Genomic DNA, 22,665 nt, shown 5'->3' on the forward strand with positions numbered 1-22,665 from the left:
GCGATCACGGCTCTCAGACCACCGCGGCGGTCAGCTTGCTCAGCGGCTCGGACAGGGCGTTGACGGCGTCGGAGAGCGCCTTGACCTCGGCCTTGGACAGCTCGGTGTACCCGACGAAGCCGTCCTTGCCCTCCTTGTGGGTGTCGAGCAGCTTCTGCAGCGCCGAGAAGCGGAGCTGCAGCTGCGCATCGAGGGCGGCGTCCCGCTTCGACAGGATGGGCCGCAGCCCCTCCCACGCGACGCGCGCGCCGTCGACGTTGGCCTGGAAGTCGTAGAGGTCGGTGTGGCTCCAGATCTCCTCCTCGCCGGTGACCTTGCCCTTGGCGACCTCGTCGAGCAGGCCCTTCGCGCCGTTGCCGATCTGGTCGACGGTGAACGTCATCGACCGGGTGCGGCGGTACAGCTCGTCGGTGTCCTTCGTGAGCTGGTCGGCCATGGCCGCGCGCTGGGCGGGCGTGAAGGCGGTGTAACCCGTCTTCGGCGGCCACAGGTCCTTCTCGATGGCGTGCCAGCCGGTCCACTTCTGCCCCGGCTCGAGGTCGGCCTCCCGCAGGTCCATCCGGGGGTCGAGGTCGCCGAAGCTCTCGGCGACGGGCTCGATGCGCTCCCAGTGGACGCGCGCCGGGGCGTAGAGGGCGCGGGCGCGGTCGTCCTGACCCGCCTTGTACAGGGCGACGAACCGGGCCGTCTCGGCCTTGAGCTGCTCGGTCTGGTCCTTGACGTACGACGCGTACTGCGCGTTGGCCTGCTTGACCAGCTCGGCGTCGGCGCCGGTCGCGGCGAGGTCCGCTCCCGAGTCGGTGACCGTGAAGGGGTGACGGATGCCGGAGCCGACCATGCCCGGCTTGCACGCGGTGTAGTACGTCCCGGGCACCGCCCGCACGACGAGCTCGCGCGACAGGCCCGGGCCGATGTTCTCGACCTCCCCGACGATCCGGAGGCCGTCCTGGGCGAGCAGGTAGAACTCGGTGACCTTGCTGCCGCCGTTCGTCACGTCGAAGACGAGGTTGCCGGAACCGGCGGTGTTCGTCGACACCGTGCACTCGGCGTCGGTGGACGTCACGGTCATCGGGCCCGCCGCGCCGGAGGAGGCGCCGCCCCCGGACGACGACGACGGCGGGTTGTCGGTGCACCCGGCCAGGGCGATGAGCGCGGCCGTGCCGGCGGCGGTGAGGGCGAGGCCGCGGGTGGGGGACGTCATGACGAGGCTCCTTGCTGGGCCGGGCGCGCCGACGCGCCGGAGGTGGGGGTGGCGCCGGCGTCGGTCCGGCGGGGCCGGGCGACGGAGCGGACGAACAGGGCCATGACCGGGACGACGTAGGCGAACCAGACGGCCACCTCGAGCACGGTCATGGCGGGCGAGAGGTTGAAGACGCCCTTGACGAGGGTGCCGACCACCGAGGTCGGCGGGATGGCGCCGCTGACGTCGAAGGCGAGGGTGTCGAGGCCGGGCAGCAGGCCCGCCTCCTGCAAGTCGTGGACGCCGTAGGCGAGCACGCCGGCGGCGACGAGCACGAGGAAGGCTCCGGTCCACGTGAAGAACCGGCCCAGGTCGAGGCGGACGGCGCCCTTGTAGACGCCGACGCCGAGGGCGACCGCGGTGGCGAGGCCGAGGAGGGCGCCCACGAGCGGGGCGGTCGTCGAGGCGTTGTCGCGCGCGGCGGCCTGGGTGGCGGCCCACAGGAAGAGGGCCGTCTCGAGGCCCTCGCGGCCCACCGCGAGCACGGCGACCCCGACGAGCGCGCCCCACCCGGCCTCCGCGGCCGCGTCGACCCGGCCCTTGAGCTGGCCGGACAGCGTCCGGGCCGTGCGGGCCATCCAGAAGATCATCCACGTGACGAAGCCGACGGCGACGATCGACAGCCCGCCGCCGATCGCCTCCTGCGCCTCGAACGTCAGTCCCTTGGGACCGTACGTGAGCAGCGCGCCGAACCCGAGCGAGACGGCGACGGCGATGGCGACGCCGCCCCAGATCGCGGGCAGGTGCCGGGTGCGGCCGGTGCGGACGAGGTAGGCGACGAGGATGACGACGACGAGCGACGCCTCGAGCCCCTCGCGCAGGCCGATGAGGTAGTTCGCGAACACGGCGGGCCCCCTGCGGCGCGGGACGGTCCGCGGGCGGCGGGCCGGTGGGTAGGACAGACACACCTTAGTTCCGCGGCGGCCCGTCCACACAGTGCCCTAGGTCCCGGCCCGCCCTACGACGCCGAGCGGCGAACGCCCGCGAGCGCGCGAGCCGGAGTGAGCGCGACCACCGGCCCGCCCCGAGGGTCAGCAGACGGGAGCGGGGGTCGCGGGCGTCTTCGAGACGGTCGTGAACGCCGAGCCGAGGACGAGGTCCACGCCGGCGTCGGTGCGCCGGTCGGCGACGAGCTTCGCGCCGGGCACCCGCGCGGCGACGACGGCGGCCGCGGCGGCGCCGGCCGGGCCGTGGCGCACCTCGGCGGGGCCCTTCACCGTGCGTTCGAGGGGGTCGTTCTTCACCGCGGCCACCGCGAAGCCCTGGGCCTTCATGCCCGTGGCGGCGCGCGCCGCGAGCCCGGCCCGGTCCGTGGCGTTGTAGACGTTCACGCTCACGCGCGCCGGGGCGGGCGGGGGTGTGCACGTGGCGGCCGGTGCCGCGGGGGCGCGGCCGGCGTCCCCGGAGCGCTGGTTCCACAGCAGGGCGACGGCGAGCGCGAGCACGAGGAAGGCGACCAGCGACCCGAGCACGAGCGCCGCCCGGCGGCGCCGCCGCTGCTCCGTGGTGCGCCCGGCGACGCGGACGTACCCCTCGTCGTTGTCCTCCATGAGCGCCGATCATGCCCGCTGCACGGGCCCGGACCAAGCGGGCCCGCCGGGCTACGCTGGCCCGCGTGAGCGACCCCACCGCGCAACTCGACGCCGTCCGCACCGGATACCGCTTCGACGGGCCCGCCATGCAACTGGGCGCGGCCGTCTCCCCCGGAGGGCAGGCGCACGCCGACGCCCCCGTCGCCCTCCCCCTGTCGGTGATGAACCGGCACGGCCTCGTGGCCGGCGCGACCGGCACGGGCAAGACGAAGACCCTGCAGCTCATGGCCGAGCAGCTCGCCGCGAACGGTGTCCCCGTCTTCCTCGCCGACATCAAGGGCGACCTGTCGGGGCTGTCGGCGCCGGGCGCCGACAACGAGAAGGTGCGCGCCCGGGCGAGCGACGTCGGCCAGAGCTGGGAGGCCATGGGCTTCCCGGTCGAGCTGTACTCCCTCGGCGGCCAGGGCACGGGCATCCCCGTGCGCGCGACGATCACCTCGTTCGGGCCTACGCTGCTCGCGAAGGTGTTGGGGCTCAACGCCACCCAGGAGAGCAGCCTCGGCCTCGTCTTCCACTACGCCGACAAGCGGGGCCTCGCCCTGCTCGACCTCGCCGACCTGCGGGCCGTCGTCCAGCACCTCACGTCCGCCGAGGGCAAGGCCGACCTCAAGGAGCTCGGCGGCCTCTCGTCGGCGACGGCGGGGGTCATCCTGCGCGAGCTCATCGGCTTCTCAGACCAGGGCGCCGACGTGTTCTTCGGCGAGCCCGAGCTCGACACGGCCCACCTGCTGCGCACCTCGCCGGAGGGCCTGGGGATCATCTCGTGCCTCGAGCTGCCCGCGGTCCAGGACCGGCCTGCCGTCTTCTCGACGTTCCTCATGTGGCTGCTCGCCGACCTCTTCCACGACCTGCCCGAGGTGGGCGACGTCGAGAAGCCGAAGCTCGTCTTCTTCTTCGACGAGGCCCACCTCCTCTTCGACGACGCGAGCAAGGAGTTCCTCGACCAGATCGAGCAGACGGTCCGGCTCATCCGGTCCAAGGGGGTCGGTGTCTTCTTCGTCACCCAGACCCCGCGCGACGTGCCGAGCGGCGTGCTCGGGCAGCTCGGCAACCGCGTGCAGCACGCGCTGCGCGCGTTCACCCCCGAGGACGCGAAGGCCCTGAGCGCCACGGTGAAGACGTTCCCCAAGAGCGGGTACGACCTCGAGGAGCTGCTCACCGGCCTCGGCACCGGCGAGGCCGTCGTCACCGTGCTCTCCGAGCGCGGCGCGCCGACGCCCGTGGCCTGGACACGGATGCGGGCGCCGCAGTCGCTCATGGGGCCGATCGACGCCGCGGCCATGACCGCGCTCGTCGACGCCTCGCCGCTCAAGGCCACCTACGCCGAGGCGATCGACCGCGAGTCCGCCTACGAGGTGCTCACCGCGCGGCTCGAGAAGGCGCCCGCCCCCGGGGCGGCGGGGCAGACCCCGCCCGCCGATCCCGGGCCGACCGGCGACGCGCCGGCGCCCGAGAAGCCCGAGCGGAAGGCCGAGAAGGAGGAGCCCGGGATGATCGAGAAGGTCGTCCGATCGTCGGCGTTCCGGTCGATGCTGCGGTCCGCGGGCACGCAGATCGGCCGCGAGATCACCCGGTCGCTCTTCGGGACGGCCCGGCGCCGGCGCTGACCGGCGTGGCTCAGCCCTGCGCGGGCGGCGCGCTCTGACCGTAGGACTTCAGCCCCTGCACGACCTGCGCGATATCGTCCTGGGTCAGGATCCGCGGCGTGCCCGCCGCGAGCGCCCGCAGGTAGCTGTCGCACAGCCCCTCGAGCTGGAGGGCCTTCTCGTAGGCGGTCGGCAGGTCCGCGGCGACGACGACCGCGCCGTGGTTGCCCATGAGGGCGGCGGTGCGCCCCGCCAGGGCCGCCTCGACGGCGGCGGCGAGTTCCGGGGTGCCGTACCGGTGGTAGGGCGTCACCCGCACCGGCCCGCCGAACATGGCCACGTAGTAGTGCATGGCCGGCAACTCGTCCACGCCCTGCAGGCTCGCGAGGGCGGTGGCCGCGCGGGAGTGGGTGTGGACGACGGCGTTCGCCCCCGCCTTTCGCGTGGCCCGCAGCGCCGCCAGGTGCAGGCCGAGCTCGCTCGCCGGCGCCAGGGGCCCGTCGACGACCTCCCCGTCGGCGACCCGCACGACGCACACGAGGTCGGGCCTGAGGTCGTCGTACGGCAGTCCGCTGGGCGTGACCGCGAGCAGGTCGTCGCGCCGCAGCGACACGTTCCCGGCGGTGCCGATGACGAGCCCGTCGGGGGTCAGGCGGCGGCACACGTCGACGATCTGGGTGCGCTCGTCCTCGAGCAGCAGGGGCATGGCGTCTCCGTTCTCCGGGTGGGCTTCTGGTCGCACTCTCGCGCGCGACCATTCCGACGTGGGCACTCCGCTTCCGACGGGATCACGGGCAGGCGGCGGCATGGAACCGGTCCACCGACACGACCTCCGAGTCGTTCCCGACGATGACCTGATCCTTCGTCAGTTCGCCGATCCGTGCGACCGTCGTGCCCACCGGCGACGTCGCCGTGTCGTCCTCCCGGTCGCCTGCGTCGACGAGCACGAGGGCATTCGGATCCTGCAGGAGGGCGAGGGGCCGGGTGACGGACCACGGGTGAGCCGGGGACGCCAGCGAGACGGACAGACGCCCCGACTGCGGTGTCGCGGCCCTCAACGCGCCGAGCGTCGGGTTCGGCTGGTCGGCAGACAACCCGTCGCGGCCCGCCGAGACGATGATCTCGCTGACCCTCGACCGACACGTGTCGATCACCACGGTGATGTCTCCGCGGTCGTCCCGCTGCAGGCCGACGCGACCGGTCACCTCCGTGGTGACGGCGTTGCCGCACCCCGCGAGACCCAGTCCCACCGCGACGGCTGTCAGAGGGGCGCAGCGTCTCATGGACGCCATCATGGCCCGCCCGGAGCGTCGGCGGGCGACGCCCCGCCCCGGGTTCAGGCCCCGGGGCAGGCCACGAACGCGTCGAGGGCGCCGGAGCCCCCCGGCTCGAGACGCACGTCGTCCTCCCGGGCGGGCACGAACGCCGAGGCCCCGGTGGCCACGTCGAGCCGGGCGCCGTCCGGACGGGTCAGGGTCGCGGTGCCCTCGACGCTCAGCACGATCCGCGGGCCCCGGCCCGGCAGCGGGATCGGGCCGGCCCCGGCCGGCCGGATCACCCGGTGGAGCCGGAAGTGCGGGACGGGGGCCGCGTAGGTCTGCCCGCCGTCACCGTCGTCGCTCGGGGTGAGGTCGGGCACGCCGACGCCCGGGTCGACGATGCGCAGCAGCTCCTCGACGTCGATCTTCTTGCCGGTCAACCCCGCCCGCAGCACGTTGTCGGAGTTGGCGAGGATCTCGATGCCGGCGCCACGCACGTACGCGTGCAGCCCCCCGGCCGCCATGTAGATCGCCTCCCCCGGTGCGAGCACCCGGTGGCGCAGCAGCAGGGCGGCCACGAGCCCGATGTCGTCGGGGTGATCGCGCGCGATGCACGTCACGGCCTCGGCCGCCTCGCGGTGCGCGGTGCTCGCCGCGGAGGCACCGTCCGGCGCCTGCGCGAGCCGGGCGCACGCGGCGACGACGTCCGCGGCCAGGCGCGCGGGGTCGGGATGCGTGAGGACCGCCCGCAGGGCCGCGAGCATCGCGACGTCGCGGCTGCCGGCGCCCTCGCCGGTGGTCAGCGCGGCGCGCACCGCGGCGAGCGCCGGCACGTCGAGCGCGTCGAGCAGGGCGCGGGCGTCGTCCGGGTCGCGCAGGCCGGCGAGGACCTCGAACTCGGTGAGCGCGCACAGCACCTCGGGCTTCGGCCAGTCGTCGGCGTACGTGGGCGAGGCGCCGGCGTCGAGTCCTCCCGCGCGTTCCGCGGCGTACCCGGCGGCGGCCCGGTCGGCGTCGGGGTGGACCTGGATCGAGAGCGCCTGGTCCGCGGCGAGGACCTTGAGCAGGAACGGGAGCCGCCCGCCGTGGGCGCGGGCGCAGTCGGCCCCGAGCTCGCCCTCCGGGTCGGCGTCGACGACGCGCCGCAGGTCGGTGGCCGCGCCGTCGCGGGTCAGCCCCGACGGCGCCGACGGATGCGCCCCCATCCACAGCTCGGCCTCCGGCTCCGGGGTGGGAGCGGGGCGACCCTGGAGACGGGCGATGACCTCGTGAGAGCCCCACGCGTACGGCTGGACGGCCGCGTCGAGCAGATCCATGCGTGACCTTTCGGCAGAAGCGGCGAGGGGCTGACCCTCCCATTCTCCCGCAGCGCCGGCCCACCACACGTCGACCGGGCCGCCCGCGCGTCGCCGCCCGGACGCCGTCGCAGCGCGGCGGCACGAGCCGTGGCAGCGCCGTGGCGGAGCCCTGCCGAGCCGTGGCAGTGCCGCGAGGGACCGGTCGGGCGCAGCCGCGTTCACCCGAACTTCACCGCCGGATGTTCCTGTCGCCAGGTCTTTTCGCGGGCGGCCCGCTTGACTGGGGTCATGGACCCCACCCCGCCGGCGCCTGCGGGAACGCCGTGACGTCCGGGGCGCCCACCACCGTCGCGGCCGCGATCCTCCTCGCCGTCGCCGCGGCGGTGGTGTTCGCGTTCGCGGCGTCCGAGCAGCACGCGGTGGTGCAGGGCACCCTGGACGCCGACGACGCGCACGCCGCCGGGGGCACGCGCCTGCTGGGGCCGCGCCGGGTGGGCACGCTGCTGACCTCCCGGGCGTGGCTGTCGGGGATCGGGCTCGGCGGCGTCGGGTCGGCGCTGCACGTGGTGGCCCTCGCCCTGGCGCCGGTCATGATCGTCCAGCCCGTCGGCGTGCTCGCGGTCCCGTTCGGCGTGCTCGTCCAGGCCCGCCGCTCGGGCCGGCGGGCGGCCGGGCGCGTCCTCGCCGCCGCGGCGCTGACCGTCACCGGGGTGGCCGTGTTCGTCGTCGTCGCCGCGTTCGGCGCCCACAGCACGAACGAGGTGCACACGCAGGACGTGGGTCTGACGACGCTGGGCCTGATGGGCGGCGCGGTGGCGCTGGCGCTCGTGGCCGGCCGCGGGCCCGACTGGCTCGTCTGCGTCGCCTACGCCGCCGCCGGGGCCGTCCTCTACGGTCTCGCGTCGGCGCTCGTCCGTACGATCACGCTGCTCGTCGCGGCCGCTCGCGGCTTCGAGGGCCCTCTGTGGAGCCTGCTCGCCGGCGGGGTCGCGTGCATCGCGGTGGGCGGCTGGATGATCCAGCAGGCCTTCGCCCACGGGCCGCCGGAGGTCATCCTCGGCGCCCTGACCGTCATCGACCCGATCGTCGCCGTTCTCTTCGGGCTCACCTTCCTCGGGGAGGGTGACCGCAACGGCTCCGTCGCCGTGACCGTCATGGCCGCCGCCGGGGCGGTAGCCGCCCTCGGGGTGGTCCTGCTCGCCCGCCACCACCCCGACGCCCGTGCCCTCCCCCTCGTCCCGGAAGGTCCGCCCTCGTGAAGATCCTCATCGGCGCCGACACGTATGCCCCCGACGTCAACGGAGCGGCCCGCTTCACGCAGCGGCTCGCGGCCGGGCTCCATTGGCGGGGGCACGACGTCCACGTCGTCGCACCGTCCCCGATCGGGGCCCCGCGCGTGGAGCGCCTCGACGGGGTGACGGTCCACCGGCTGCGGTCGCACCGCCTCCCGGGGCACGACACGTTCCGGGTGTGTCTGCCCCCGCTCGTCGCCCGCGACGTCGCGCGCATCGTCACCCGGGTCGGGCCCGACGTCGTCCACACCCAAGCGCACCTCGTGCTCGGCCGCTGCCTCGCCGGGCCGGTGGCGCGGGCGGGCTTGCCGTTCGTCGCGACGAACCACCTCATGCCCGAGAACCTGCTCGACCAGGGGCGCGTCCCGCACGCCCTCCGGCCGGCCGCGGCGCGGTGGATGTGGCGCGACCTCGCCCGGGTCGTCTCCGGCGCCGACGTGGTCACCGCGCCGACGCCGCGGGCGGTCCAGCTGCTCGTCGACCGCGCCGGGCTCACGCACGCACGCGCCGTGTCGTGCGGGATCGACCCGACCCCCTACGCGCGGGCGGCCGCCCGCGCCCGGCGCCACCCGGCCCCCGTGCCCACCGTGCTCTTCGTCGGGCGGCTCGACCCCGAGAAGCGGGTGGGCGACCTCATCCGGGCCTTCGCCGCCCTGCCGGCCGACTGCGCCGCCCGCCTCGAGATCGTCGGCGACGGCATGCAGGGGTCGACGTGGCGCGATCTGGCCCGCGGGCTCGGCGTCGGCGAGCGCGTGACGTTCCGGGGGTTCGTCTCCGAGGCGGAGCTGGCCCAGGCCTACGGCCGCGCGGACGTCTTCGTCATGCCGAGCATCGCGGAGCTGCAGAGCCTCGTCACCCTCGAGGCGATGTCGGCGCACACCCCGGTCGTCGCGGCGGACGCCATGGCCCTGCCCCACCTCGTCCACCCCGGCGAGAACGGGTTCCTCTACCCGCCGGGCGACGTCGCCGCCCTGCGCGACCACCTTGCCACGCTGTTGCGCGACCCCGCGCTGCGCGAACGCCTCGGAGCCCGCAGCGCCCAGCTCGTCGGGGAGCACGCCCTCGGCGCGACGCTGGCCGAGTTCGAGGCGATCTACGCCGAGGCGATCGGCCGCCGCGGCCGCCCGGCGTGGCGGGCGGCCGCCTGACTCACCAGAGGCGGCGGTACGCGGCGGCCGCCTTCGGGTTCTGCGGGGCCTCGGACCACAGGCTGCTGCGCAGGTAGTCGGCGGGCTCGTTGAAGTAGTTCTCGGCGAGGAGCAGGCCGCGGTTGACGCTGAAGAAGCGGTGCATCGCCGTGACGAAGAACGGGTTGTCGCCGTAGCCGCCCGCGCCGGTCTTGACGACGCCCCACTCGGGCACGGTCAGCTTCTTGCGGTGCGCCCGCGCGAAACCGGCGACGTCGTGGATGCCGACGGTCGTCGCGGGGGCGACCGCGCGCCGCCAATCGGCGTTCGAGCGGGCCTTCGTCGCGTTCCAGTCGTAGACGTCGACGCCGATCGCGTCGACGACGTCGTCGCCCGGGTAGAGCTTGGTCAGCGCGTCGAGCCGGTTCGACTGCCCACGCAGCGGGAAGCCGGCGCTCACGTCGAACTCGACGACGAACCGCCGCGACGTGCCCTTGAAGATCTTCGCGACCCGGCGGAAGGCGGCCCGGTACTCCCCCGCACGGTCGGCGGTGGTCTGCCACGGGTACCAGTCGCCGTTGGCCTCCCAGCCGATGCGCACGATGGCGTCGCCGCGCCCTCGGGAGGCGAGGTCGCGGGCGACCTTGCGGAAGTCGGCGTCGTGGCGCCCGGCGGCGACGTCCCGCAGCGACGACGAGCCGTCCGACGGCAGCAGGGGCAGGCCGTACATGAGGCGCCCGCGGAACCCGCGGTAGGTGTCGATGTGCCACGTCGAGTTCCGCAGCTCACGCCACGATCCCCGCTCGGGGTAGGTCTGCGCGACGCTCGTGGGGGTGCCGCGCCAGGTGCCGAAGCGGGTGGTGCGGGCCGCGGACAACCGTCCGCCGGTCCACGCGCCCGAGAGCCACCGGCGCTTGCCGCCCGCGGCCGGCAGCGCGCCGGGGGACGCCGGCGACGCCGCCGGCTCGGCGGGGGCCGCGGCGACGGGCGAGGCGGACGCGGGGACGGCCGCGCCGACGAGCGTGGCGGCGGTGAGGACCGCGACGAGAGTGGGGGCGACGCGGCGGCGAGCAGCCGCGGCAGGGCGCGCGATGTGCATGGAGGGACCTCTTCGGTGGCACAGGGCGTGGACAGCCGGGGATCGGCGACCCGCGGTCGACCGGACGGGACCGCCCCGTCAACCTAGGCCAGAACTGGACGCTCGTCCTGGTCGGCGATCCCGCTGCCCGCCCGCACCTGCGGGTCTGCGCGCGTCGGCGCCGACGGGCCGCCCTTCCCCGGCCGCACGAATCGACCGCCGGGCCAGCCGGATCCGGTCACGGTCGGCGGGCCCGCCGCCCACCCGCCATCAGGAGTCCACCGGCCGTTCGGTCGCTGGCCGTTCCGATCGCAGAGACGGCCTGGTCTCGGCATCCGGACTCTCGCGGTGGGCCGGCGTTCATGGCGTTCCCAGGTGGCACCGTGGGCGGGCGTAGCATCGAAGGTCGATCCCGCCCCCCGGCCCGCGACGAAAGGCCAGCCCCCGTGACGTCCGACCTCGCCGCGACCGACGACCCGACCGGCGCCGGCCGTCAGGCCGCTCCGGCCTCCGAGGCCCCGGGCGACCCGGCGGCCGGGGCCACCGACACGACCGACGAGACGGCCCGCGACGCGGTGGTCGATGCCGCGGACGGCGCGGTGGGCGGCGCGAACACGCAGCTGCGAACTCCACCCGAGCGCGCCCTGCGGCGCGCGGAACGGGAGCGCGTCGACCCCGCCGTACGGATGCGGATCGGCGAGGTCTCGGACCGGCTGGGGCTCAGCCTGCGCAGCATCCGGCACTACGAGGACGTCGGCCTCGTCACCCCCAGCGCCCGCACGACGGGCGGGTTCCGGCTCTACTCCGAGCTCGACGTCCAGCGGCTGCTGCTCATCATGCAGATGAAGCCGCTGGGCTTCGCGCTCGACGAGATGCGCCAGGTGCTCGCCGACCTCGACGTCGCGGGGAACCCGTCCCCCTCGGAACGAGCGGGTCGGCACGGCGAGGACATCGAGGACAGCGAGGGCGTCGCCGACGTCGGTGACGTCGCGGCGGCGCGCCGGCGGCTCGCGTCCGTCAGCGAGGACGTCGACCAGCGCTGGGCCGACCTCCACCAGCGCCTCCACATCGCCGCGATGTTCCGCGACCACCTGGCCGACGAGCTCGGCACCCCGCGTCCGAGCTGAGGGCTCCCGCCCCGACTCCCGCCCCACCGCGCTGTGGCCGCAACCCGGCCGCGGCACCGTCGCCGGACGCTCAGCGGCGCCCTCGCCGGATGCTCAGCGCTGCCCGCGCAGATACTCCCGCAGGCCGACGTACGTGGGGTCGTCGCCGTCGTCCCCGACGATCTCGCGGGCCGCGGTGAACCAGGCGTCGGAGCGCGGGCGGATGGCCGTGCGGGCCCGGTCGAGGTCGTCGGTGCCGACCCGGGTCGCGGCCTGCGCCCGCTCGACCCCCTCGTTCTCGACCTTGCGGCGCACGGCGAGGTCGACGACGTCGGCGAGGTCGGAGGCCGTGAAACCCGGCGTGCGCATGGCGAGCTCGCGCAGGCCGTCGGGGGTGACACCCGCCCTGCGGGCGAGGCGGCGCAGGATCGTCTCGCGCGCCGCCTGGTCGGGGGTCGTGACGAACATCGTCCGCTCGAACCGGCCGTGGCGGCGCAGCGCGGGGTCGACGTCCCACGGGCGGGAGCTCGTCGCGACGACCTCGACCCTCGGCCGGTCCGCCCCCTCGGAGTGCAGTCCGGCGAGGAACTGGTCCACAACCTCGAGCGCCGCCCGCCCGCGCCGACCAGATCCGGCGCCCAGGGCGTCGATGTCGTCGAGGCACACGAGCACAGGCTGGATCGACCGGGCGAGATGCAGAGCCGCGGCGAGCGCCCCCGGCGCGCCGTCCTGGACGAGCCGTCGGAGGTCGATCGGGAGGAACGCCGCGTCGAGCTCACCCGCGATCGCGTCGGCGAGGAAGCTCTTCCCCGCCCCCGGCGGACCGTAGAACAGCACGCCGCCCTGGACGCCGCGGCGGTACAGGCCCCGCACCTCCGGGTGCTGGAGCGGGCGGATGACCGTGGACTCGAGCCGCTCCTTGGCGAACTCCATCCCGGCGACGTCGGCGAGGGTGACCGCCTCGGCCGGACTCGCGGTGGCCGCGGGGGCGGGCGACGCCTGCGGCACCGGGACCCGCGGCTGGGGCTGCCGCGCCGGGAGCGACCCCGCGAACGGGACGAAGTCCGCGGCCTGCGCCGGGGGGTGGACCCGGGGCGGTGCGGTGTCGCCGCCGCTCTGCGGCGCCCGCCCCGCCCATCCGCCGGAGCCGTCGTCGGGCTGGGAGAGCAGTCGCGCGATGCGCTCGGCGCGGGCCGCGTCCTGGGCCGCGACGGCCTGCCGTTCCAGCGCCTCGCGGCGCTCGCGGCGACTGCGGGGGGTGGTGCCGGGCTCGTGCGGCCACGGATCGGGGGCGTCGGTGGGCTCCGCCGCGAACGACGTGGCGCTCGGAGCCGCCGCCGACGACGCGCTGGGCGGGGCCGGAGTGGCCGGCGGGGCGGGTGCGGCCGGCGGGTCGAGCGGGGACGTCGCGCCGGCGTCGCGGGCGGGAGTCGCGGTGGGAGCCGGTGTGGGAGCCGACGTGGGAGCCGACGCTGGACCCGGCGCGGAACCCGACCTGAGGCCCGGTTCGGGCGTCCGGCGCGCGAGACCGGGCGGGGGCCGCAGCCCGGGGTCGGCGTACGAGCGCCGCGCGGGCGAGGAGACGCCGCGGTCGGCGCCGAGAAGGCGGGCCATGAGCGCCCGGGCGTGCTCGTCGTCGGGCGCGGCGTGCAGAGCGGCGGCGGCGTGCCGGACGGCGTCGACGTCACGGCCGGCGTCGGCGAGAAGACCCGCGAGATGGACGCGCAGCGGAACGTCCCCGGGCGCCGCCTGCACGGCCGCCAGCATGCTCGAGATGAGGGGATCCGCGTCGGTCACCCTGTCAAGGGTACGGGCAGGTGGACGCGGTCCGTCCCCGCGAGAAGGGAACTCGCGGGGCCGGCTCGGGTGGTGTCGCGGGCGGTTGCCGGTCAGGCGTCGGCGGACCGGGCGGACGGGACCGCGTCGGAGGCGCGCGGACCGTCGGCCGGGCCGTGCCCGCGCAGGTCGACGAGGAGGGCGGACGTGACGTCGGCGCTCACCGAGCGGACCCCGGCGAGGTCGACGGCCGCGTACCGGTCGGTCACGGTCGGCTCGACGACCGAGAGCACGACCGACTCCTCGACCGCCGCGGCGGCCGTGGCCAGCTCGAGGCGCAGGGCCGGGTCGAGCGCCCCGCCCGAACGGCGCCCGGCGTCGGCGACCTCCACGGCGTACTTCTCGGAGCGCGCCGCGACGGCGTGGTCCTCGGTGGTGAGCATGACCGCGGTACGCGAGAGCAGCGCGAGGCCCCGGTCGAAGTCGCCGCCGCCGACCCCCGTGACGGCCCGGCGCAGCAGGGGCCGGTCGGGGCGCACCGCCTGGTCGCACAGGAGCGAGAGCTGCAGGCCGAGCAGGCGCTCCTCGGTCCGGCTGCTGTCGCCGGCGCGCCCGAGCGGCGGCACGACGTCGTCGCCCGCGGGGGCGCTGTGGCTCATCGTGTCGAGCATCTCGCGGCCCCCCTCCTCCGCGGTGTGCACGGTGTCGCGCAGCGGGACGACCTTGATGAGCAGCGAGAAGAGCAGCGCGACGCCCGCGAGCGGCAGGGCGGCGACGAACACGTCGTGGAGTGCGTCGGCGAGGCCCTGGCGCACCGCGGTCGCGACCACCGGCGGCAGGGTCGCGAGGGCGGCCGGGTCGAGGACCGCGCCCGCGTCGATGCCGCCCGCGGGCATCCGCGCCCGGGCCGCCGCGGGCAGGTGCTCCGGGATGGCGGTCGCGAGCCGGCTCGTCATGATCGTGCCGAAGATCGCGATGCCGACCGTCGAGCCGACGTTGCGGAAGAACTGGGAGGCGGCGGTGGCGACCCCCAGGTCGCGGCGCGGCACGACGTTCTGCACGACGAGGGTGTACACCTGCATGCACATACCGAGGCCGATGCCGAAGACGATCATCGCGATGGTCAGGTCGGCCTGGCCGGCGGAGTAGTCGAGGCGCGTGAGCAGCCACACGCCCAGCCCCATGACCACGGGGCCGACGACGACGAGCGACTTGTAGTGCCCGGTCCGGGTGATGAACAGGCCGGAGAGGATGCTCAGGCCGATCATCGCCACGCTCATCGGCATGAGGATGAGGCCGGAGTTCGTCGCGTCGACGCCGAGCACGCCCTGCGCGTAGACGGGGATGTAGATGAGCGCACCGAACATGAGCATCGCGACGGCGAAGCTGGCGATGTTCGAGAACGTGACGATGGAGCTGCGGAACAGGCGCAGTGGGATGACCGGCTCCTCCGCCCGCGTCTCGGCCGCGACGAACGCGACGAGGAACAGGGTGCCGACGACGTACATCGAGATGATCTGCGCGGAGTCCCAGGCGTAGGTCGTGCCGCCCAGCGACGTCGCGAGGAGCAGCGACACGAGCGCGATCGTCAGGGTGATGATGCCGAGGACGTCGATCTTCGCCTTGCGCGGCGTGTGCTGCAGGTGCAGGAACCGGTAGATGACGAAGAACGCGCCGATGCCGATGGGCAGGCTGACGAAGAACAGCCAGCGCCACCCGAAGTGGTCGGTGATGAAGCCGCCGAGCAGCGGGCCCGCGATCGAGGTGAGGCCGAAGACGCCGCCCATGAGGCCCTGGTACTTGCCGCGCTGCCGCGGCGGGATGATGTCGCCGATGATCGTCTGCGACAGCGGCATGAGCGTGCCCATGCCGAGGCCCTGCACGGCGCGGGCCACGACGAGGAACCAGAAGCCCTGCGCGAAGCCGGCGAGGACGGAGCCGAGCATGAACACGAGCAGCCCGGCGAGGTAGAACGGCCGGCGTCCGTACAGGTCCGAGAGCTTGCCGACGATCGGCACGGACACGGCCGAGACGAGCATCGCGGCCGTGGCGATCCAGGAGTAGTGCTCCATCCCGCCGAGCTCGGCGACGATCCGCGGCATGGCCGGCGAGACGATCGTCTGGCTCACCGACGCCACGAACATGCCGAGCATGAGGCCGATGAAGACGCGGCGACCGTCGCGGTCGAGGCCGACCGGGGCGGCGCTGTCCGCGCCGTCAGGGCCGGTGGGCGCCGTCGCGGCCGGGGCGGGCCGACGGCGCGCCGTGCGGGACGTGGGTGGAGCGGACGAGACGGTGTCGTCGGTGGCGGTCATGTGGCCTCTTTCGGGTGGAGCAGTCGTCGAGCCGAGCGTCGGGCGGGGCGCACGCGACACCCCTGGCGCGTGCGGATCGACGACCAGCGTACGCCTTTTTGCAGTGCCTGCAAAGTTGCGTAGACTGCATACGTGCAGAGGACGGAGAGCCGATGAGCGACGCGAGCGCCCCCACCGGGGGGATCCTGACCGAGGAGCAGGACGCCGACGCGTGCGGCCTGCGGGAACGGAAGAAGCGACGGACCCGTGGACTGCTGCACCGGGCGGCGCTCCAGCTCGTCGCCCAGGAGGGCCTCGCCGGCGTGACCGTCGAGCGGATCGCGGCGGAGGCGGACGTCTCGCCCCGGACGTTCTTCAACTACTTCCCCACCAAGGAGGCGGCCGTCCTCGGGACGACGCCCGAGAGCGTCGACCGGATCATCGACCGACTCGCGACCCGGCCGGCCGACGAGCCGCCCCTGGCCTCCCTCCGGGCCGCGCTGCGCGAGACGCTCACCCCGCTGCTGTCCGACCCGGAGCTCCGCGCGACCCGCCGCGCGGTCCTCCAGCAGAACCCGTCGATGACCGACGCGCTCCTCGGCGCGACGGCCGGACTCGAACGCCGGTTGCGCGCCGCCGTCGCGGCGCGGATGGGCCGCGACGCCGACGACCCCGACGCCGTCCTGCTCGCGGGCACGGCGCTCGTGGCCGTGCGCGCCGTCCTCGTGGGCGGCGGACTCTCGGCGGACGAGGCCCACGAGCGGTTCGAGCACTGCTTCGACGTCCTCGCCGGGGGCCTGGGGGATCTCGGCCGCTAGCCGGGCGCGGGCCCGTCGCGGGCCGGCACGGCCCGTCGTTCCGGGCGGCGCGGGCCGGTCGTGAGCCGCGCACGGGCCCCCGTCGTTCCAGTCGGCGAGGCCGGTCGCTCAGCCGGCGTGCGCCCGTCGCTCGCCGCGCCGCCGGGCGCGATGTGCACCGCGCTTCCGGCCCCCGGCGATCAAGGCCGTCGCGGCGACCTGCGCGCCGAGGCACCCCCAGAGCACGAGCCGGCCGAGCGGCGGGGGCGCGAGGACCGCCGCCACCGACGCGGCGGCCTGGCCGAAGAGGATCACGGTGGAGGACGCGGCGAGCGGCTCGGCGCGGACGAAGCGTCGCAGCGCCCCCGCCGGACCCATCCGCAGGGCGCCGACGACCCAGGCCCCGCCGAGGCCGAGGGCCGCGACCAGGGCGATGGCGACGACGGCCGCCCACTCCGGCCAGCCGGGGCCGACGACGCGCAGGAGCGGATGAGGCGCGGTGTCGCCGGGCAGGTCGGTGCCGACGACGGCCCCCGGGACGAGCAGCCACAGCAGAGCGAGCGCGAGCAGGCACGCGTAGGCCGCGTACCGGACGAGCAGGACCAGGGCCGCGTGCACGGCCCGGACCGACGCCGCCCGCCCCGGCTCCCGGGCGGCCGCCGCCGAGAAGCCCCCGATGGCCGCCGCCGCCCGACCGCGCAGCAGGTGCGCCCGGGCGAGGTCGTGGGCGATCTCGGTCGAGTAGGGGTTGAGCCGGCGGGCCCGCTCGAGGGCGGCGAGCGCGGCGTCGACCTCGGCCGACGCCGGGTCGAGTCCCCCGTCGAGGTAGGTGCGGGCGAGGAGTTGGTGACACTCCCACCGCTGCGGGGCGAGCTCGACGGCCCGGCGCGCGGCGTCGCGGGCCCCGCGGCGGGTGCGCCGGTCCCCGAGGCGGGCCGTGCCGAGGACGAAGTGGGCGCCCCAGGACTCGGGGGCGAGCTCGACCGCCCGCGTCGCCGCCTCCTGCGCCCGGGCGGGTTGGTTGAGCCGCAGGTAGGCGAGGGCGGCGAGGCGCCGCGGTAGCTCGGCGTCACCGGCCACCTCACAGGCCCGGCGCGCGAGCGACAGGGCCGCGACCGCGTCGCCGTCCGGCCCGAGGTGGCAGAGCGCGGCGAGGGACAGGGCGCGGGTGTCGTCGGGGTCGGCGGCCAGGAGGGGACCGAGCGTCTCCAGTGCCTCGTCGGGTCGGCCGAGGTCGACGAGGAGGTCGGCGTGCGCGAGCGCGGAGCGCCGCTCGATCTCCTCCACCGCCACCACCCCTCCCCCGTGCGTCGGCGGACAATCTACGCCCGGCGAGCCCCGGCCACCACGCGATCGCGGCGGTCGGGGTCGAACGGCGCACCCCTGGACGCCCGGCCCGCGTGGACGGCGACGTATGCACCGGCCAGGTTGCCCGCGGGTACGCCTGTCGCGAGGCGTTCACCACGGAGGATGCACAGCCCCGCCCCTCCACGGTTTCCGGACCCATGCGCATTCCAGGATCTCCCCCGACTTCGACACACCACGCAATAGCTCTCCTACGACGTGATGCCGGGAAATTCGTGCCGCAGGACAATCATCGACGTACGTGGGACGTGATCGTCGACGCAGTCATCGTCCGGTCGGCGATCCGAGGAGGATGGAACCATCCCCCGCCCTCAAGGGTCCTTCAATGTCCGAGGGGGCGTTTCGTGCCGCGAGTTCCCGATGAAGGTGCAGCTGGGAGTGGTGCGGATGTGCGCCGACATCAGCCGGGCATTCGTCGACCGGTCGGCGGCCATGACCGTGGTCGGGCCGCTCGGTGGCGTCCGACCGAGCTCGGCCACGCGGGGCCGGCCGGTCGATCGCCGGCACGACAGAACGGTACTGAGCAGGAGAAGAAGGTCAAGATGTGCTCCCACCCGTGCGCGACGGGGGCGGGTCTGGCCGCGGGACGGCGGGTCTTGGGGTCCGGCATCCCTGGCGCGGGGCCTCGGGCCACCGGGCCGCGGGCGTCGACGAGCGATCCACGCGTAGCGAATGACTCGTCCCACCGTGCGCCGGGTAGGCGGCATCGCGGGGCGAAGAGACCATGACTCCCACGATCGAGACGCCTTTCCTCATCGCCGAGCACGTTCCACATGTCACCGACTCCCTCGTCCCCGCCGGGGCACCGTGGGAGTCGGCTTTGGTCGCGGACCACTACGAGCTTCTGGGCATCGACGTCGAGCGGCTGCGCGACCTCCTCGGCCTCGAGGAGCAGGAGCGTCCGGCGCCGGGCCGAGCCGCCGATGGACGCGGCGGCCCCCGCGCAACCGGAGCGCGGCGGGTCGGGTGCGCCCACCGCACCCACCGCACCCCAGGCGTGCGAGGCGCCCGCGGAGTCCGCCTCTCGCGACGACACGCCTCGAGACACCGGGTGCGAGCACGCGCCCGGGCACGAGAAAGGCGTCGCCGGCCTGTTCGAAGAGCTGCGGGAGCTGGAGGCGGAATCGGCGCGGATCGAGCTGCGCCGCGCGGAGGTCCTGGGCCGACTCATCGCGGCGCAGACCGCGACGGACCTCGCGGGCGAGCCCGAGGCGGGGCCGGCACGGCGGCGGGAGGTCGCGGCGCAGGCGCGGTCCGCGGTCGTGGATTCCGCGGTCGCGTCGTGCGGGGGTCGGCGGGGGCCCTGGCTGGGCCGCGCCGGCCTCGCCCAAGCGGCACCGACGGTGGCCGAGCCGCTGACCGCGGCCGTGACAGCCGGGGAGCTGACCTTCGAGCAGGCGTGCACCGTCGTCGAGGAAGTGGACGCCCTGGAGGTGCCGGCCGAGGTGCGGGCGGCCATCGCTGCCGCGGTCGCCGCGTACGCGGCCCGTCGCCGGAGTCGGACCGGCGCCCCGGCGGGGCAGCGGGAGTTCCGCGCCTGCCTGCGTCGACAGACGATCAGGCACGCGAGCAGCCGCACCCGCCGCTCCGCCGCCGCGGCCCGGCGGGCCGTGTGGATCCGCACCGAGCACGACGGCGCTGCCTCCCTCGGCATCCGCGGCGGCGACGCCCGCTGCGCCGGCGCCTACCGCCGCATCGACGCCATCGCCCGCGCCCTGCGCGGCGGCGGCGACCGGCGCACCCTCGACCAACTGCGCTCCGACATCGCCCTCGACCTGCTCCTGTTCGGTCGCCCCGCCCCCGGCGCCCCCACCAGCACCGACCACCCCGACCACCCGGCCGCCGGCTGGCCGGTCGCCGTCGTCGACGTCGTCATCTCCGCCGCCGCCCTGCTCGGCGCGAACGACGAACCCGGCCTCGTCGAAGGCATCCCCGTCGCCGCCGAGACCATCCGCGCCCTCGCCCACGGCCGCGACTCCCGCTGGCGGCGCATCGTCACCGACCCCGCCACCGGCTACGCGATGAACGCGGTCGTCAACACCTACCGGGCCCCGGCCGACATGGCCCGCGTCGTCCGCGCCCGCGACGGCCGCTGCCGCGCCCCCGGCTGCGACCGACCCGCCCACGACACCGACCTCGACCACGTGAACGAACGCCGACACGGCGGACCCACCTGCGCGAACAACCTCCAAAGCCTCTGCCGACGGCACCACTCCAAGAAGACCCGCCACCACTGGGCCGCCACCCTCGCCCCCGACGGCACCGTCGCATGGCACCTCCCCGACGGCCACACCTACACGACGTTCCCGTACAACTACACCGACATCGGCGTCGACACCCCCGTCGAGCCCTCGACCCCCGAACCGGGCCAGGACGGCGGATCAGGACCGCGGCCCGGCCAGGCCGGAGCCACCCACCCCGGTGACGGAGGACACCACCGCCGACCGCGACCTCCTCGACACCTGGTTCCGAGGTCGCGAGGAGCACCTCCGCGAGCAGATCACCGACCTGCGCGCCGCGCTCGCCGCAGAACGCGCGGCCCACACCGCCGCCCGCGAGGCCCTCGACGGCCACCGCGTCGCCGGCCCTCCGTTCTGAACGGCGACCCGCGAGCCGCCCATCGCCACCGTCCGCCCACGAACCCGGCGACGCCGCCGCCACTGGTTCTCGAGCCGACCACGACCGCGCCGGCACGGAGGACCAGTCTCTGCCGAGCCGTCCGGGGCGGCCTCCGTTCGGCGCGGCCGATGCTGTCACCTCGACTCGGCTCGTCCCCCGGCCGACGCTCCCGGGAGGCGCCCAGGCCCCGCAACTAGGGTGGCGGGATGCTCGTGCCGCTCCCCGTCCGACTCCCGCCCCGGCCAGGCCGGGGACGCGCCGCCGGCGCAGTCGGTGCCGTCCTGACCGTCGTGCTGCTCGTGCCGGCCTGCGCGGCCGACCCCGCGCCCCCGGCCGCCGGCCCCACGGGCGCCTCGAGCTCGCCCGCCGCCCCCGGCGCGACCCCCGGTACCCCGCCCGCCTCCGGGCCGGCGTCCGCCGCGCCCTCGGCGACCCCGACGGCGACCGCGACCTTCCCCGCGTCCGTCATCGGCCGGCGGATGCGGTGGTTCGTCGGGCAGATGAGCACCGACCCCGTGGCCGGCGACCTCGCGACGTACTTCGATTCGACCTTCACCCAGCAGGTCCCCCCGACCCAGCTCCTCGTCATGCTCGGGCAGCTGCGCACCCAGGGGCCGTGGACGGTCGAGAACGTGACGAGCGACGGCGACTCCGGCGTGGCCACGCTCGTCTCCGCGCGCGGCGGCCGCTTCACGCTCTCGATGACGGTGACCAAGGCCGGCCTCATCGACGGGGCCCTGCTGCGCACCGTCGCCGCGGGCTCCGCGGCGACGTCGTGGTCCGGCGTCGACGCCCGCCTGAAGCAGGCCGCTCCGGACGCCTCGGTCCTCGCCGTCACCCTCGACGCGGCGGGCCGGCCGACCGTCGTGCACCGGTCCGGCTCGCAGGAGGCCCAACCCGTCGCCTCGATCTTCAAGCTGTACGTCCTCGCCGCGGTGGCCGAGCAGGTCGCCGCGGGCTCCCTCGCCTGGGACCGGCAGCTCACGCTGACCGCCGCCGACGTCTCCCTCCCGAGCGGCGACCTGCGCAACAGCCCTCCGGGGACGAAGATCACGGTCCGCGACGCCGCGCAGAAGATGATCGCGGCCTCCGACAACACGGCCGCCGACCTGCTCCTGCGCACCGTCGGCGAGCCGGCGGTCCTCGCGGCCGCGACGCGCGCCGGCAACGACCACCCCGAGGGCATCACGCCGTTCCTGTCGACCCGGCAGATGTTCTGGCTCGCGTGGGACGGCTCCGACGCGGCGAAGGCGGCCCGCGCCGGCTGGAAGGACGCCGACGCCGCGCAGCGACGGCGCCTGCTGTCGGCCGTGTCGATCACCGGGCCCGGCCCCGCGTCACAGGACGACGCCGCGCACTGGTCCGAGGGGATCGAGTGGTTCGCGACGCCCGACGACGTCGTCGAGGCCCACGTGCGGCTCCAGCGGCTCGCCGCCGCCCCGGCCGGCGCGCCCCTGCGCGAAATCCTCTCGAAGAACGGCGGGGTCGAGGTCCCTGGCTGGTCCTACCAGGCCTTCAAGGGCGGGAGTGACACCGGCGTGCTCGGCATGTCGTTCTACGGCGAGGTCGGCCGCGGGGCGAACGCGCGCCGCCAGGCCCTGGTCGTCCTGGGGCGCGGCACGTCCGCCCTCGACGAGGCGACCTTCGTCGCGGCCACGACGGACGCTGCAAAGCTGCTCTCCGCGGCCGAGTAGGCAGGCCGGGGTTCAGTCGCCGACGAACGCGGGCCGGCTCACCGCCGCTGCCACTTGATGGCCTTCTCGCGGATCCGGTCGGCCACCGCCTCGGGCGACTCGGGTTCCCCGGCGGCGTAGGCGAGCAGGAGCTCCTCGAGGATCGTCGTCAGCGGGACCCCCTCCATCTCGGCGCGCGCGTGCGCCCGGGCGAGGGCGCGCGGCGGGAGCCGGAACACCGCCGGCTTCTTCGGCGCCTGCGCCGGGGGCAACTCGTCCGGCACGCGCCCGCGCCGCGCGGAGGCGGACGTGCGGCTCGCGAGGTCGACACGCTTGCGTCGGCGCATGACACCGAGCGCCTCGTCGTCCGTGATGGGCCCGCGGTCGGGATGCCACTGCAGCGGCTTGAGCTCCCCGGGCAGCGCCTCGGCGCGGCGCGGCTCGCGCACCTCACCCAGATCCTCACCGGTCACGAAGACCCCCGGCTGCCATCGTTCTCCTTCCAGCGCGCCCACGGCGGGCGAACCGCGCAGGACAGGATAGGTCACCCCCCATGGAGGAGG

General features: G+C 75.4%; 18 protein-coding genes. 7 read left to right on the top strand and 11 right to left on the bottom strand.

The features are described 5' to 3' along the window. Positions 1 to 13: 13 nt before the first annotated feature. The 3 genes from efeO to ICW24_RS00435 all read right to left on the bottom strand — a co-directional run bounded on the left by efeO (position 14) and on the right by ICW24_RS00435 (position 2,790). Entirely contained in the window at positions 14 to 1,201 is a 1,188-nt protein-coding gene (efeO, locus tag ICW24_RS00425) for an iron uptake system protein EfeO (protein WP_226343743.1), read from the bottom strand. Beyond that, the gene (gene efeU, locus ICW24_RS00430; RefSeq protein WP_226343744.1) at positions 1,198 to 2,085 is read right to left on the bottom strand and encodes an iron uptake transporter permease EfeU; all 888 of its coding nucleotides are present in this window, start codon (positions 2,083 to 2,085) and stop codon (positions 1,198 to 1,200) included. The genes efeO and efeU overlap by 4 nt, the downstream gene beginning before the upstream one ends. A gap of 186 nt (positions 2,086 to 2,271) precedes the next feature. After that, on the bottom strand, positions 2,272 to 2,790 hold the full coding sequence (locus ICW24_RS00435) for a LytR C-terminal domain-containing protein (RefSeq protein ID WP_226343745.1): 519 nt from the start codon (positions 2,788 to 2,790) through the stop codon (positions 2,272 to 2,274). A gap of 128 nt (positions 2,791 to 2,918) precedes the next feature. Between ICW24_RS00435 and ICW24_RS00440 the strand changes: the two genes are divergently transcribed. After that, positions 2,919 to 4,439 carry a helicase HerA-like domain-containing protein gene (locus ICW24_RS00440; protein ID WP_226344320.1) on the top strand — a complete coding sequence of 507 codons (1,521 nt, stop codon included), beginning with the start codon at positions 2,919 to 2,921 and terminating at the stop codon, positions 4,437 to 4,439. A gap of 10 nt (positions 4,440 to 4,449) precedes the next feature. Here the strand turns inward: ICW24_RS00440 and ICW24_RS00445 are convergent, their stop codons facing one another. The 3 genes from ICW24_RS00445 to manA all read right to left on the bottom strand — a co-directional run bounded on the left by ICW24_RS00445 (position 4,450) and on the right by manA (position 6,993). Continuing rightward, positions 4,450 to 5,124: a class II aldolase/adducin family protein gene (locus ICW24_RS00445; protein ID WP_226343746.1), complete on the bottom strand. Its 675-nt coding sequence runs from the start codon at positions 5,122 to 5,124 to the stop codon at positions 4,450 to 4,452. A gap of 82 nt (positions 5,125 to 5,206) precedes the next feature. Continuing rightward, positions 5,207 to 5,668, bottom strand: coding sequence for a hypothetical protein (locus ICW24_RS00450; RefSeq protein WP_226343747.1), 462 nt, complete (start codon positions 5,666 to 5,668; stop codon positions 5,207 to 5,209). 86 nt (positions 5,669 to 5,754) lie between these two features. Further along, complete coding sequence (manA, locus tag ICW24_RS00455; RefSeq protein WP_226343748.1) at positions 5,755 to 6,993, bottom strand: mannose-6-phosphate isomerase, class I; 1,239 nt, start codon at positions 6,991 to 6,993, stop codon at positions 5,755 to 5,757. A 305-nt stretch (positions 6,994 to 7,298) separates the two neighbouring features. Between manA and ICW24_RS00460 the strand changes: the two genes are divergently transcribed. Both ICW24_RS00460 and ICW24_RS00465 read left to right on the top strand, forming a co-directional pair. Then, entirely contained in the window at positions 7,299 to 8,234 is a 936-nt protein-coding gene (locus ICW24_RS00460; protein ID WP_226343749.1) for a hypothetical protein, read from the top strand. Further along, on the top strand, positions 8,231 to 9,415 hold the full coding sequence (locus tag ICW24_RS00465; RefSeq protein WP_226343750.1) for a glycosyltransferase: 1,185 nt from the start codon (positions 8,231 to 8,233) through the stop codon (positions 9,413 to 9,415). Before ICW24_RS00460 ends, ICW24_RS00465 begins: the two co-directional genes overlap by 4 nt. A 1-nt stretch (position 9,416) precedes the next feature. On the opposite strand, the gene ICW24_RS00470 is transcribed toward ICW24_RS00465, so the two are convergent. After that, on the bottom strand, positions 9,417 to 10,493 hold the full coding sequence (locus ICW24_RS00470) for a glycoside hydrolase family 26 protein (RefSeq protein WP_226343751.1): 1,077 nt from the start codon (positions 10,491 to 10,493) through the stop codon (positions 9,417 to 9,419). Positions 10,494 to 10,918: 425 nt separating this feature from the next. Here ICW24_RS00470 and ICW24_RS19485 point away from each other — a divergent pair, with 425 nt between their 5' ends. Beyond that, entirely contained in the window at positions 10,919 to 11,599 is a 681-nt protein-coding gene (locus ICW24_RS19485; protein ID WP_226343752.1) for a MerR family transcriptional regulator, read from the top strand. Between the two features lie 93 nt (positions 11,600 to 11,692). Here ICW24_RS19485 and ICW24_RS19490 read toward each other — a convergent pair whose 3' ends face one another. Both ICW24_RS19490 and ICW24_RS00485 read right to left on the bottom strand, forming a co-directional pair. Further along, positions 11,693 to 13,375, bottom strand: coding sequence for an AAA family ATPase (locus ICW24_RS19490; protein WP_226343753.1), 1,683 nt, complete (start codon positions 13,373 to 13,375; stop codon positions 11,693 to 11,695). A gap of 92 nt (positions 13,376 to 13,467) precedes the next feature. Next, positions 13,468 to 15,669: an MDR family MFS transporter gene (locus tag ICW24_RS00485; protein ID WP_226343754.1), complete on the bottom strand. Its 2,202-nt coding sequence runs from the start codon at positions 15,667 to 15,669 to the stop codon at positions 13,468 to 13,470. Positions 15,670 to 15,821: 152 nt separating this feature from the next. On the opposite strand from ICW24_RS00485, the gene ICW24_RS00490 reads away from it, so the two are divergent. Beyond that, complete coding sequence (locus ICW24_RS00490) at positions 15,822 to 16,466, top strand: TetR/AcrR family transcriptional regulator (RefSeq protein ID WP_226343755.1); 645 nt, start codon at positions 15,822 to 15,824, stop codon at positions 16,464 to 16,466. 108 nt (positions 16,467 to 16,574) lie between these two features. On the opposite strand, the gene ICW24_RS00495 is transcribed toward ICW24_RS00490, so the two are convergent. Continuing rightward, entirely contained in the window at positions 16,575 to 17,732 is a 1,158-nt protein-coding gene (locus tag ICW24_RS00495) for a tetratricopeptide repeat protein (protein ID WP_226343756.1), read from the bottom strand. Between the two features lie 1,001 nt (positions 17,733 to 18,733). Between ICW24_RS00495 and ICW24_RS00500 the strand changes: the two genes are divergently transcribed. Both ICW24_RS00500 and ICW24_RS00505 read left to right on the top strand, forming a co-directional pair. Further along, a complete protein-coding gene (locus tag ICW24_RS00500) occupies positions 18,734 to 20,626 on the top strand; it encodes an HNH endonuclease signature motif containing protein (protein WP_226343757.1) in 1,893 nt (630 codons plus the stop codon). A 9-nt stretch (positions 20,627 to 20,635) separates the two neighbouring features. Further along, the gene (locus ICW24_RS00505) at positions 20,636 to 22,123 is read left to right on the top strand and encodes a serine hydrolase (protein ID WP_226343758.1); all 1,488 of its coding nucleotides are present in this window, start codon (positions 20,636 to 20,638) and stop codon (positions 22,121 to 22,123) included. A gap of 38 nt (positions 22,124 to 22,161) precedes the next feature. Here ICW24_RS00505 and ICW24_RS00510 read toward each other — a convergent pair whose 3' ends face one another. Next, entirely contained in the window at positions 22,162 to 22,650 is a 489-nt protein-coding gene (locus tag ICW24_RS00510; RefSeq protein WP_226343759.1) for a hypothetical protein, read from the bottom strand. Positions 22,651 to 22,665: the final 15 nt, after the last annotated feature.

Source organism: Agilicoccus flavus, from assembly GCF_014857905.1.
Lineage (GTDB): Bacteria > Actinomycetota > Actinomycetes > Actinomycetales > Dermatophilaceae > Agilicoccus > Agilicoccus flavus.